Source organism: Euzebya pacifica (genome assembly GCF_003344865.1).
GTDB classification, from domain to species: domain Bacteria; phylum Actinomycetota; class Nitriliruptoria; order Euzebyales; family Euzebyaceae; genus Euzebya; species Euzebya pacifica.
In genome coordinates, this window is sequence record NZ_CP031165.1 from 3,545,366 (window position 1) to 3,556,951 (window position 11,586).

An 11,586-nucleotide genomic window follows, 5' to 3' on the forward strand; every position below is an offset into this window, starting at 1 on the left:
CTCGATGCTAGCTGTCGGGAACGAACGGACGGGGGCTCCAGCGGAGGTCCTGGCCGTGCGCCTGCGCGACCCCGAGCTCCACGGTCTCCCCGCCCGGCCAGGTCGTCGCGAGCAGCGGGTAGGGGGTGCCGTCGTAGACCATCGCCGGTGGACGTGGTTCCAGCCGCAACCACACCAGCGGACTCGAGGCCGTGGCCGATCCGCCGACGTCGTCCAGCAGCCGGATCACGGCGTCCTGCTCGTCGGTCGGGACGTAGCGCCACACCACCGAGTGCGAGACGACGGTCAGCCCATCCGGCCGGTCCGGCAGCACGTCGGCCAGCCACTCCCCCGCCCCAGCACGTGTCGTGGTCGCCGGGATGGCCTCGGCCAGCGCCAGCGCGCCCTTGAGCCGTCCGTGCCGCGCCGGCATGTCGGCCCACACGGCGGCGGTCAGGGTCTCCCGGTCGTCCTGTGAGGCGGGGTCGAGCAGGTTCGGATCACAGCCCTCCCGGCTGGCCACCTCGACCGTCGTCGGCAGGTCGGTCGGCGGATCGACCCAGTGGCCCACCAGGTCCACCGGTGAGTCCGCCGGCCCCCAGGTGCTCGTCCCGTCCGTGGTGCCGTACCGGAACGCGTCCCATCGCAGGTTGAGGCCGGCCGACGTGCCGATCTCCCGGTGGTGCAGCGGCAGGTCGTGCTGCGCGGCCAGCCAGGCCAGTCCCGGGCCGAGGGCCGCAGAACGTCCGACCTCGTTGGTCTGGCAGGGAAGGCCGGTCAGCTCGATCAGCTCCTCGGCATGGTTGGCCACCGTGGACAGGAACGTGGACCACAACCCCTCCAGCCCTGCCGTGCCGCCCACCGAGGGATAGTGCATGGCCAGCGCGGGTGCATGCCGCCGGAGGACCAACCGGTGGACGCCGGCCATGAACCGCAACGGGAGCGCCTGGCTGTCGGGCTGGTCGGCGAAACCCGACATCACCCGCCAGCAGGGACCGCCGAGGTCGACGTCGGTGGCGGCACCCCGCAGCAACGTGGCGTACATGGGCGAACCCAGGTCGGCCGCGGACGTCGCCTGGTTGCGCAGGCGAGCGACCAGGCGACTGCGGTCTGCTTCGGTGGCCGGCCGACCGGCCGACGGTGGGAGCGTCATCGTCGTCAACGTACTATCCGCCACCCCATGCCTTCACTGCTCGCAGGCGCGCTCGTCTTCTTCACCAGCGCCGCCGTCCTCGTCCTCGAAATCCTCGCCGGTCGCCTCCTGGCCCCCTATGTCGGGGTCACCCTGGAGACGTTCACCGGGATCATCGGTGTCGTCCTCGCGGGGATCGCCTTCGGCACCTGGTACGGCGGGCGGCTGGCCGACCGGGTCGACCCGCGGACCACGCTGGCCCCGATGTTGATCATCGGTGGCGCGTTCGGCGTCGCGTCCCTCCCCCTGGTCCGGGTCTTCGGCAACGCTGGCCTGGGGTCGGGTCCGGTCGCGATCGTCCTGCTGGCCACTGTCGGGTTCTTCCTGCCTTCCGCGATCCTCTCCGCGGTCTCCCCGACCGTGGTCAAGCTGCAGCTGAGCAGCCTGGAGGAGACCGGGACGGTCGTGGGATGGCTGTCGGCGCTGGGCACGATCGGCGGGCTGTTCGGCACGTTCGTCACCGGTTTCCTGCTGGTGGCGACCGCGCCCACCCCACCGATCATCTACGGCGTGGGTGGCGCCCTGATCCTCTCCGGGCTGCTGCTGTGGCCCTACCTGCACAAGGAGAGCAACAACCCGGCGATGATCGCCGCGGTGGTGGTCCTGGCGCTGGGCTCCGGCGCGCTGGGCCAGCTGATCGGATCCCCCTGCCAGCTGGAGAGCGCGTACTTCTGCGCGTCGGTCAGCGTCGACCCCGAGCGCCCCACGGGCCGCCTGCTGGTCCTGGACCAGCTGCGCCACTCCTACGTCGACCTGCAGGACCCGACCCACCTGGAGTTCACCTACGCCCAGGCGATGTCGCACGTCCTGGAGACCTTCCGGCCGCCCGGTGAACCGCTGGACGTGCTGCACATCGGCGGCGGTGGCTTCTCGCTGCCCCAGTACCTCGAGGTCACCCGCCCCGGGACCTTCTCGCGCGTCCTGGAGCTGGACGACGCGATGGTCACCCTGGCGGAGGACGAGCTCGGTCTGGAGCTCGGCGAGGACCTGCAGGCGGTCACCGGTGACGCCCGCATCAACCTGCAGGCCGAGTCCGACGACACCTACGACCTGGTCATCGGCGACGCCTTCGGCGGGCAGGCGGTGCCGTGGCACCTGACCACCGTGGAGCTGCTGGAGGACGTGCAGCGGGTGCTGCGGGCCGACGGCGTCTACGCCATCAACCTGATCGACTACGGCAACCTGGGCTTCGCGCGGTCCGAGGCGGCGACACTGCAGGCCGTCTTCGACCACGTCGCGATCATCGCCCCGCCCGAGCGGATCGCCAGGCGCGACGGCGGCAACTTCATCATGGTGGCCGCCGACGTGCCGATCGACGTCGAGGCCATCGCCCAGCATGCGCTGGACACCGCGGACGACGACGTCGTCATCACCGGTGCGGAGGTGGACGACTTCGTCGGCGACGGCATGGTGCTGACCGACGAGTTCGCGCCGGTCGACCAGCTGATGACGCCGCTGACCTGACGCGTTCCGACGCTGACCTGACGCGTTCCGAGCGCCCGCCGTCGGGTCAGTCGACGAAGGTGGCGAGGGAGTCCTCCACGTCGCCACCGAGCGCGGCCTCGCCGCCCATCATCCAGATCTCGTTCCAGCTGCCGGTGTCCAGGTGGCTGGACACCGCGGTGGCCAGCGTGTCGCCCGGGGTCAGCAGCAGCGGCATCCCGAGCGAGGCGCTGAACGCCCCGCCGCCCAGCCCGTCGGGGAAGCGTTCGCCGCTCGCCACACCGACCCGGGTGGCGTCGGGGAAGAACTCACGGGCCAGCAGCACGGAGGTGTCGTAGGCATCGGTCCCGTCGATGGACCGGGCCTCGGGAATGGCTGTCGAGGCGGCCGGTCCGACGGCGGTGACGGTGGCCCCGGGATGTTCGCTGATGAACACCCGTGCCGCGTCGGTCAGCGCGGAGGCGTTGGTGGTGATGACCACGCCGTCGTTGGCTCCCGCCGCCGCGCCGGCCATCAGCGCCCAGGGGAAGTCGAACGCGTCGGCCACCAGCACGTGGTCGACCTCACCGATCTGCGTCGCGGCCTCCCGTGCGATGGCCAGGGAGGTCTCGATCCGCGAGTCGCCCGACAGGCGCACGGTGCCGAAGCCCAGCTGCTGCACGTCGACCACCACGTCGTCGGACAGGGCGGCGACACCACCCAGCACGTAGACCCGGGCACCGTCGGGCAGCAGCCGGCGCAGCTCGGTCGCCACGGGGCCGGTCAGGCCGTCGCGTGGCGTCAGCAGGAGGGGGCCATCGACCGCAGCGGCCAGCGCCGCGCCCGCCAGCGCGTCGGCTTCGACGTCCTGCCGGGCCAGCACCGCAGCCGCGGCCCCGTCGGGCCAGGCCTGCTGGCCAACGGCGACGCTCGTCTCGATGCGCGCGGGGCCGGCAAGCCGCACGAGCCCTGCATCCTGGGGCCCGGCGGCCGGATCGGCGACCGCGATCTCGGCCGGTTCGGTGCCGACGGCAGCGGGGTCGACGGCGGCCGCCCGGTTCATCGACACGAACGCCGCATCACCCGCACGATCGACAACCGCGGTCGAGGCGTCACCGACGGCACCCATACCGATGCCGAACGCCAGGCTGTCCACCTCCTCGACGCAGCTGGCGTCGAGGTCGCCGGCATGCAGCACCTGCCCGACGAGCATGGCCCGGCCGGTGCAGACGACCGTGCCGTCGGGGTCGGTGATCTGCACCGCGAAGCCGACGCCGTCCCAGATGGCCCGCAGGATCCGATCGGCCGACGCGTCGCCGTCGAGGTCCAGCAGCGCCGCGGGCCCGGCACCCGGACCGAGCGCCTCGAAGTCCATGGCGGGGAGGCGGACGGCCATCGCCAGGCCGTCGCCGTACTCCATGCAGGCCTCGGTGAGGTCCGCGGCCGGACGGTCGATCGGCGTCTCCTGGCCGTTGCCGGCACGGGCCACCACGTCACCGGTCGGGTCGGGCACGCACACGGGCACGCTGTCGGCGTCGGGGAGGGCGGAGGTGTCCAGCACGACCTGGCCGCGCTCAGGGGCGTAGTCGGCGGTGGCGTTGTCCTCCCCCGGGTTGGACAGCGAGCCGTAGTGGCCGATGACCGCGGGCGTCCCGATCACGTCGGCGTCGATGGTGACGGTGATGCGGCGGGGCCCCGACCGGCTGACGGTGGCCAGGCCGACCGCCTCGAGGTCACCCTGCTCGCAGCTCGGTGACACGAACACCCCCGCCAGCACGTCATCGGTGCCGTCGTCGGCACGGTTGACGCCGTACAGCAGGTAGTCGCCCTCGCTGCAGCCGTTGGCGGTGTTGCCGTCGGTGTCGATCCGCACGTACAGCTCGGAGAACCGGCTGTCGGCCCACTCGTCGCGGGTGACGAAGGTGAAGGCGAAGGCATCGCTGCTGCACAGGTGGGCCGCACCGTAGGCGACGATGTCCAGCTCACCGCCCTCGGCCTCGTCGGCCACCGAGGTGGAGGCACAGGTGCCGTCGGGTTGTGCTCGGACCGGCGGGGCCGCGAGGGCCACCAGCAGCAACGACAGCAGCAACGACACCAGCACGAGGCCGATGATGGACACGGTCGTGACCGATTCGCGCACCTGACTGCTCCTTGACTCTCCGTGCCCGCCCCCTCGGCGAGCGGGGCAACCATAGGACACCGACGGTCAGACGGCCCCGAACCGCCGGGTCCGCTTCTGGAACTCCTCGATGGCGTCGAAGAGGTGGGTGCGCCGGAAGTCGGGCCACAGCACGTCATCGAAGACCAGCTCGGCATACGCCGCTTCCCACAGCATGAAGTTGGACAGGCGTCGTTCCCCCGAGGTGCGCACCAGGAGGTCGACGTCGGGCGCATCGGGGCTGTAGAGCCGGCTGCTGATGGACTTCTCGTTGACCCGGCCCGGCTGCAGGCGGCCGGCCTTCACGTCCTCGGCCAGGGCCCGAGCAGCGTCGACGAGCTCGGCTCGGCCGCCGTAGTTGAACGCGATCTGGAGGGTCAGGCGGCGGTGGTGGGCGGTGCGCCGTTCGGTCTCGTCCATGATCTTCAGCAGGGACTTGGGGATCGGCCGTTTCTGCCGTCCGATGAAGCGCACCCGGACCTCTCGGGCGTCGAGCTCGTCGGCCCGTCGCAGCAGCAGGTCACGGTTGAACCACATGATGAAGGCGACCTCGCTGGGCGGACGCTTCCAGTTCTCGGTGGAGAACGCGTAGACCGTCATCCACTCCAGCCCCACCTCGAGGGCACCCTCGACGGCGTCGAACAACGCCTCCTCGCCGCGGGTGTGCCCGTCGGTCCGGGGCAGGTCGCGCTGCTTCGCCCACCGGCCGTTGCCGTCCATGATCACGCCGACGTGGTCGGGGACGCCACGCTGTCGCATCGCCTCGATGTCGTGGACGGGCTGCTCGTTCGTGCCGTTCGTCATCATCGGGTCATCATCATCGGGGGACGGACTCCCATGCCTTCAGGGTGGTGGCGAGGTGGTGGGACAGGTAGGCGCGGACCAGCGAGGCGACGCTGCGCGGCAGCGGGGCGTCGTCCTGGGCGATGGTGGTCCAGTCGCCCTCGGCAAGGAGGGTCAGGGCAGCCAGTGCCTCGTGGGAGATGCGCTGCAGGTCCGCGGGGGTGTCCCTGCTGCACAGCACGCCGCCGCCGACATGGAAGGCGGCGATGTCGGTCGTCGACCCGCAGGTGATGCAGGTGTCCAGCGAGGGGCGGAAGCCCTCCAGCGCGGCGAGGCGGAGCAGGAAGGCGTCCAGCACGGCCGCCGGTCGGTTGGGACCTGCCGCGAGGACCGACAGCGAGTCCTTCAGGAGCAGGAACATGCCGGTGGCGCGCTCGCCCTGCTGGGCGAGCTTGTCGCACGCCTCGGCCATCGTGGCCGCGCAGGCCGACGCCACCCAGTCCTCCCGGACGCCGACGTTGGGGGTGATGAGCTCGACCTGGGTGACGGTGTCGAGGGACCGACCCTCGTACATCTGCACGCTGACGTGGCCGTAGGGCTCCAACCGTCCCCCGAACCGCGATCCCGGCTTGCGGACCCCCTTCGCGACACCACGGACCAGGCCGAGGTTGGGGCTCAGGATGTGCAGGATCCGGTCGGTCTCGCCCAGCTTGTAGCTGCGCAGGACGATGCCGTCGACGAGGTAGTGGGCCACGCCGGAAGAGTAGATGGGGCCGGCGAGGGCGCTGCGGACCGGCGACGTGGCGTGGGGGCGAACGGCCTCAGTCCAGCCGCTTCCACATCCGGGCCGCCAGCGGGAGGAAGACCGCCGCGATCGCCGCGGTCCATGCCAGCACGAGCAGCGCCTGGTCGGCCACCCCGGTGCACAGGGTCGTCTGCTCCAGGCTCGGGCCGCAGGGGTACCCGCCGATGGTGAGCGAGCGGGCGGCGTTGGCCAGCCGTGACAACGGGTTGTGCGTGGCGAAGCCCTGCAACCACCCGGGCATGGTCGCGGGCAGCACGAAGACGCTCGACGCGAAGGCGAGGGGGAACATCCACACGAACCCCGCGCCCTGGACCGCCTCGGGCTCCTTCAGGGCCAGGCCGATGTAGGCCGCGATCCACGCGAACGCCAGCGAGAACGCCACGATCAGCAGGAGGGCACCGAGGGCCTGCAGCGGGCCGGTCGTGATGCGAAAGCCCACCAGGTAGGCGACCGCGAGCATGACGACCAGGGACACGACGCTGACGAGGACGTCGGCGAGGATCCTGCCGCTCAGCACCGCCGAGCGCGACATCGGCAGCGACCTGAAGCGGTCGAGCATGCCGCCCTTCAGGTCCTCGGCGATCCCGATGGCCGTCCCGATCGTGGAGAAGGTGACCGACTGCACGATGATCCCCGGCATCAGGTACTGCACGTAGTCCAGCCCCGGCGTCGGGATCGACCCGCCGAAGACGTAGCGGAACAGCAGCACGAACATGATCGGCTGGACCAGGACGAAGACGGCGATCTGCGGCTGTCGCTGGTAGCGGCGCAGGTTCCGTCCGAACATGACCCAGGCGTCGATGACGGCGGCGACGACGCCCCGGCGGGGCACCGACGCGGTGGGCACGGTGGTGGGGACGGCGCTCACTGGGCCTCCTGCAGCTGCTCGGTGGACCCCTCGGCCGTTCGACCGGTGAGGGAGAGGAAGACGTCGTCGAGCGAGGCGCCCCGGAGTGACAGGTCCGCCACGGAGATGGCGGCTGACTCCAGCGCGCGAACCGTGTCGCCGAGGTGTGCATCACCACCGTCGACCGGGAAGCCGACGGTCCCGCGGGCGGGATCGACGACGGCGTCTCCCGCCGCGAATCGCTGGACCAGGGCGGCGGCTTCGCCGGTGCGGGAGTGGTCCACCACGGTGAACTCGATCCGTTCTCCGCCCACACGCTCCTTGAGCTCTCGGGCGGTGCCACGCGCCAGCTCGCGTCCGTGGTCGATGACCAGGATCTCGTCGGCGAGGGCGTCGGCCTCCTCCAGGTACTGCGTCGTCAGCAGCAGGGTCGATCCGTCCTCGACGATCTCGCGGATGACCGACCACAACGACCGCCGCGAGGCCGGGTCCAGGCCGGTGGTGGGCTCGTCCAGGAACAACACGTCGGGTCGGGCTACCAACGACGCGGCGAGGTCCAGTCGTCGCCGCATCCCGCCCGAGTAGGTCTTGCTGGGCCGTCCAGCCGCGTCGGCCAACCCGAACCGGGTCATCAGCTGATCGGCCCGGATGTGGGCGTCCCGGCGGGTCAGCCCTGTCAGCCGGCCGATCATCACCAGGTTCTCGTGGCCGGTCAGGTACTGGTCCACCGCGGCGTACTGGCCGGTCAGGGCGATCCGGGTGCGGACCTCGTGCGGCTGGGTGGCCACGTCGAAGCCCGAGACCGTGGCCGTGCCCTCGTCAGCGGGCTGCAGGGTCGCCAGGATGCGTACCGCCGTGGTCTTGCCGGCCCCGTTGGGGCCGAGCAGGCCCAGGACGGTTCCGCGTCGAACGGAGAGGTCGAGCCCATCGAGGGCCCGCGTCTTGTCGTAGGCCTTGACGAGCCCTCGGGCGTCGACGGCCAGGTCCCCGGTCATGCTCCCTCATCTCCCAGTGGTTCCGTTATGCTGGGAGCACAGTAACGTTGGAGAAATAGTGTCGCAAGCAAAAGTATCTTCCCGTGGTGGGTCCGGAGACGACAGCGGGGTCCCGGCACCGAGTCAGCAGGCCGTCGTGCAACGGCAGGCAGAGGTGCTCGGCGAACACGTCGATGAGGCCGAGGCCCTCGCGCGGGCGGCGTGGCTGGGGATGTACCAGCTCTTCCGCAGCAAGGAGATGCGGGTGGCTGCGGCGGAGTCCGCCGCCGCGCTGGAGCTGACCGAACAGCAGCACTTCGCGCTGCTGGCGCTCCCCCTCGACGACGAGCGTGGCCTGACGATGCGTGAGCTGGCGGAGCTGTGCCACACCACGCCGTCCTACATGACCTCGATGATCGACGTGCTCGAGGCGAGGGGCTTCGTGGGCCGCCACCCCGACCCGGAGGACCGTCGGGTCACGCGCGTCCGGCTCACCATCGACGGGAAGGGCGCGGTCTACCGCGCCCACTTCCGCCTGGGGACCCCGCCGTCGGGCCTGCGCGACCTGTCGCTGGAGGAGCTGCGCACCCTCAGCAACCTGATGGCCCGCGCGGCCGAGGGCTACCCCTGGCCCTGATCCTCAGTAGCCCAGCTTGTCGAGCTTCTTGGGGTCCCGCTGCCATTCCTTGGAGATCTTGACGCGGAGGTCCAGGTAGACCTTGGTGCCGAGCAGCGCCTCGAGCTCGGGGCGGGCGTCGGTGCCGATCTGGGCGAGGACCGCGCCCTGGCGGCCGATGACCATGCCCTTCTGGGAGTCGCGCTCGACGTAGATGGAGGCGAAGATCGCCGTCACGTTCTCCGACCGGCCGGGTCCCATCTCCTCGACGGTGACCGCGATGGAGTGGGGCACCTCCTCGCGCATGACGACCATGGCCTTCTCGCGCACGATCTCCGAGATGCGCTGTGCTTCCTCGGAGTCGGTGACCATCTCCACCGGGTACAGCGCCGGTCCCTCGGGCATGCGTGCGGCGATCAGGTCGGTCAGCACCTCGACCTGCTCACCTCGGCGGGCGCTGACGGGCACGATCTCGTCGAAGTCGGCCAGATCCGCCAGGGCGGCGATGGCCGGCAGCTGGGCGTCCTTGCCGATCCGGTCGACCTTGTTGAGCACACCGATGATCGGCACGCCCAGCCCGCTCACGAGCTCGGCCATGAAGGCATCCCCCGTTCCGATGCCCTTGGCGCCGTCGACGACCAGCACGGCGACGTCCACACCGGACAGCGACGCCTGGGCGATGTCGTTGAGCCGGCTGCCCAGCAGGGTCTTCGGCTTGTGCACCCCCGGCGTGTCCACGAAGACGATCTGGACGTCCTCGCGGGTCAGGATGCCGCGGATGGCATGGCGGGTGGTCTGGGGAATCCGCGTCGTGATGGCGACCTTCTCACCGATGATGGCGTTGAGGAGGGTCGACTTGCCGACGTTGGGACGACCGACGATGGCGCAGACGCCTGATGCGGTGACGGAGGTGCTCACAACCGCCGACGGTAGCCGACGGCCGCCGACCGTGCCCGGGACATGCAGCCCCGGGGCAGCGGGTCAGGCAGCCACGGCCACCTCGTCGGGCACCGCCCCCGTCCAGGTGGCGATGGCCTGCTCGCGGGACTCCACGCCGAGCTTGGCGTAGGCCCGGTTGATGTGGTTCTTGACGGTCTTCTCCGAGATCACGAGCAGCCCGGCGATGGCGGTGTTGGACATGCCGCGGGCGATCAACGACAGGATCTCGGCCTCGCGGTCGGTCATGCTGTCGGGCCGGGCGGGTTCGACGGTGTCGGGCACGCCGGTCCTGATGAGCTCCAGCAGGGTCGGTGCGACGCTCGGCGACACCCACGAGCCGCCGGCCACGACCTCGTGGACGGCCCGGACCAGCTCGTCGGCATCGACGCGTCCGCGGGCGAGGCACCCCACCGCCCCGGCGTGCACGGCCCTGACCACCACCCCCGGGGCGTGCGGGTCGACCAGTGCCACGACCCTCGTCGTCCGTGACAGCGCCCGCAGTCGCGACAGCTGCTCGTCCCGGGCATCCACGTCGAGGATCACGAGGTCGGCGCCACCGGGGGACGTGGTGGCCCGCTGGTCGACGAGGGCGATGCCGTCCATGCGGCCGACGCACTCCTCGAGCTGGCGCCGGATGGCCACAGGCGTGTCCGTCACCGCGACCCGGATGGCAGCCGACGGAGTGCGGTCGTGCGAGGGACGTGTCCGACGCGGGGCGATGGCGGTCACGACGGGTCCTTCATCTGGTCACGGGGCGAGGGCAACGCGAAGCCGTCGGCGACGGATGCGGCGACGTCGAGCCACGCGGCCTGGGTGTCGGGCCGCAGCAGGTCGGGGTCGGTGACGGCACCGGCTTCGAGGTGTCGATCGTGCGGCACGTGGTGCAGCGCCCTGGTCCGGCCGCGGAAGTGGGACTCGATCGCGTCGAGGTCCACCCGGCTGGCCTCGGCGACATGGTTCACGACCACGACGGCGTCACGCACCAGCGCGGCGCGGCCGTGCCCCTCCAGCCAGTCGAGGGTCAGCCCGGCCGCACGTGCGGTGTCCAGCGCCGTTCCAGACACCAGCACGATCTGGTCGACGGCGTCGAGGATGCCGCTGTGGGCGTCGTCGATGATGCCGGTCCCGGTGTCGCACAGGACCACGGAGAAGTGGCGGTGCATCTCGTCGAGCACCTGCTGGTAGTCCTCGCCCGACAGCGAACGGGAGGAGTGGGGGTTCTCGGGCGAGGCCAGCACCTCCAGCCGGCTGGGCGCCTGCGAGGTCAGCTGCCGCGCATCGGGGTACCCGCCGACGGTGCCGATGGCCGCCAGCGCGTCGACCACCGTGGCAGCGGTCTGGCGCGGGACCCGGTGGCCGAGCGTGCCGGCGTCGGGGTTGCCGTCGACGGCCAGCACGCGGTCCCGACGCACCGCGGCAAGGGTGTGACCGATCATCAGGGTCGTCGTGGTCTTGCCGACCCCGCCCTTGCGGGAGAGCACGGCGACGCGTCGACCACCGGGAGCAGGCTGGCGGCAACGGTCGACGGCGAACTGCCAGCGGTCGGGACCCGGTTCGGGGTCCGGACCGCGGAACCGCTGCAGCAGGCCACGGACCCCGCCAGGGGTCGGCGCGCTGCGGGGCACGACCACGGCGTCCTCGTCCAGCGGCGAGGTCGGGCGGTCGATCGGGGCGGACGTGGGGCCCTGCGGCGCTGGCAGGCCCGTCGTGGCGTCGGCGTAGGCGTCCGCCCACAGCAGCCCCGACGACTCGTCGTCATCAGGGGGTGTGGGGTCGGCCATGTCGGCTTCTACCGATCGGCCGGTCCGAACACCTCCCTCCTCCCGCACCTTTCTCGTCAGCCGGCCCCCGGTGACGGAGCGGAGTTGTCC

At 71.2% G+C, this 11,586-nt stretch carries 11 protein-coding genes; 2 read left to right on the forward strand and 9 right to left on the reverse strand.

All coding sequences use genetic code 11. The features are described 5' to 3' along the window. Nucleotides 1-7: 7 nt before the first annotated feature. Nucleotides 8-1,132 (reverse strand): DUF2332 domain-containing protein, encoded by a 1,125-nt coding sequence (locus DVS28_RS15190; protein ID WP_114592212.1) that lies wholly within the window; start codon nucleotides 1,130-1,132, stop codon nucleotides 8-10. A 27-nt stretch (nucleotides 1,133-1,159) separates the two neighbouring features. Here DVS28_RS15190 and DVS28_RS15195 point away from each other — a divergent pair, with 27 nt between their 5' ends. Next, complete coding sequence (locus DVS28_RS15195; protein WP_114592213.1) at nucleotides 1,160-2,635, forward strand: fused MFS/spermidine synthase; 1,476 nt, start codon at nucleotides 1,160-1,162, stop codon at nucleotides 2,633-2,635. A gap of 46 nt (nucleotides 2,636-2,681) precedes the next feature. On the opposite strand, the gene DVS28_RS15200 is transcribed toward DVS28_RS15195, so the two are convergent. From DVS28_RS15200 to DVS28_RS15220, 5 genes are all read right to left on the reverse strand, one after another. Continuing rightward, the gene (locus DVS28_RS15200) at nucleotides 2,682-4,733 is read right to left on the reverse strand and encodes a cell wall-binding repeat-containing protein (RefSeq protein ID WP_114592214.1); all 2,052 of its coding nucleotides are present in this window, start codon (nucleotides 4,731-4,733) and stop codon (nucleotides 2,682-2,684) included. A gap of 66 nt (nucleotides 4,734-4,799) precedes the next feature. Further along, the gene (gene uppS / locus DVS28_RS15205; protein WP_216826057.1) at nucleotides 4,800-5,555 is read right to left on the reverse strand and encodes a polyprenyl diphosphate synthase; all 756 of its coding nucleotides are present in this window, start codon (nucleotides 5,553-5,555) and stop codon (nucleotides 4,800-4,802) included. Between the two features lie 13 nt (nucleotides 5,556-5,568). After that, the gene (gene recO, locus DVS28_RS15210; RefSeq protein ID WP_164710588.1) at nucleotides 5,569-6,288 is read right to left on the reverse strand and encodes a DNA repair protein RecO; all 720 of its coding nucleotides are present in this window, start codon (nucleotides 6,286-6,288) and stop codon (nucleotides 5,569-5,571) included. 67 nt (nucleotides 6,289-6,355) lie between these two features. Next, nucleotides 6,356-7,207: an ABC transporter permease gene (locus DVS28_RS15215; RefSeq protein WP_216826058.1), complete on the reverse strand. Its 852-nt coding sequence runs from the start codon at nucleotides 7,205-7,207 to the stop codon at nucleotides 6,356-6,358. After that, nucleotides 7,204-8,181 carry an ATP-binding cassette domain-containing protein gene (locus DVS28_RS15220; protein WP_114592217.1) on the reverse strand — a complete coding sequence of 326 codons (978 nt, stop codon included), beginning with the start codon at nucleotides 8,179-8,181 and terminating at the stop codon, nucleotides 7,204-7,206. Before DVS28_RS15220 ends, DVS28_RS15215 begins: the two co-directional genes overlap by 4 nt. A gap of 136 nt (nucleotides 8,182-8,317) precedes the next feature. Here DVS28_RS15220 and DVS28_RS15225 point away from each other — a divergent pair, with 136 nt between their 5' ends. Next, nucleotides 8,318-8,797 (forward strand): MarR family winged helix-turn-helix transcriptional regulator, encoded by a 480-nt coding sequence (locus DVS28_RS15225; RefSeq protein ID WP_216826059.1) that lies wholly within the window; start codon nucleotides 8,318-8,320, stop codon nucleotides 8,795-8,797. Between the two features lie 3 nt (nucleotides 8,798-8,800). Here the strand turns inward: DVS28_RS15225 and era are convergent, their stop codons facing one another. The 3 genes from era to DVS28_RS15240 form a co-directional block, all read right to left on the reverse strand. Then, entirely contained in the window at nucleotides 8,801-9,694 is an 894-nt protein-coding gene (era, locus tag DVS28_RS15230; protein WP_114592218.1) for a GTPase Era, read from the reverse strand. A 63-nt stretch (nucleotides 9,695-9,757) separates the two neighbouring features. Beyond that, a complete protein-coding gene (locus DVS28_RS15235; RefSeq protein ID WP_216826060.1) occupies nucleotides 9,758-10,372 on the reverse strand; it encodes a LuxR C-terminal-related transcriptional regulator in 615 nt (204 codons plus the stop codon). 68 nt (nucleotides 10,373-10,440) lie between these two features. Then, the gene (locus tag DVS28_RS15240; RefSeq protein WP_114592220.1) at nucleotides 10,441-11,496 is read right to left on the reverse strand and encodes a MinD/ParA family ATP-binding protein; all 1,056 of its coding nucleotides are present in this window, start codon (nucleotides 11,494-11,496) and stop codon (nucleotides 10,441-10,443) included. Nucleotides 11,497-11,586 lie beyond the last annotated feature (90 nt).

What these genes read in the sequence shown, in the direction of transcription:
- DVS28_RS15240 (WP_114592220.1), bottom strand. Translation starts at nt 11,496, where the DNA reads ATGGCCGACCCCACACCCCCTGATGACGACGAGTCGTCGGGGCTGCTG.
- DVS28_RS15220 (WP_114592217.1), bottom strand. Translation starts at nt 8,181, where the DNA reads ATGACCGGGGACCTGGCCGTCGACGCCCGAGGGCTCGTCAAGGCCTAC.
- DVS28_RS15195 (WP_114592213.1), top strand. Translation starts at nt 1,160, where the DNA reads ATGCCTTCACTGCTCGCAGGCGCGCTCGTCTTCTTCACCAGCGCCGCC.
- DVS28_RS15190 (WP_114592212.1), bottom strand. Translation starts at nt 1,132, where the DNA reads ATGACGCTCCCACCGTCGGCCGGTCGGCCGGCCACCGAAGCAGACCGC.
- uppS (WP_216826057.1), bottom strand. Translation starts at nt 5,555, where the DNA reads ATGACGAACGGCACGAACGAGCAGCCCGTCCACGACATCGAGGCGATG.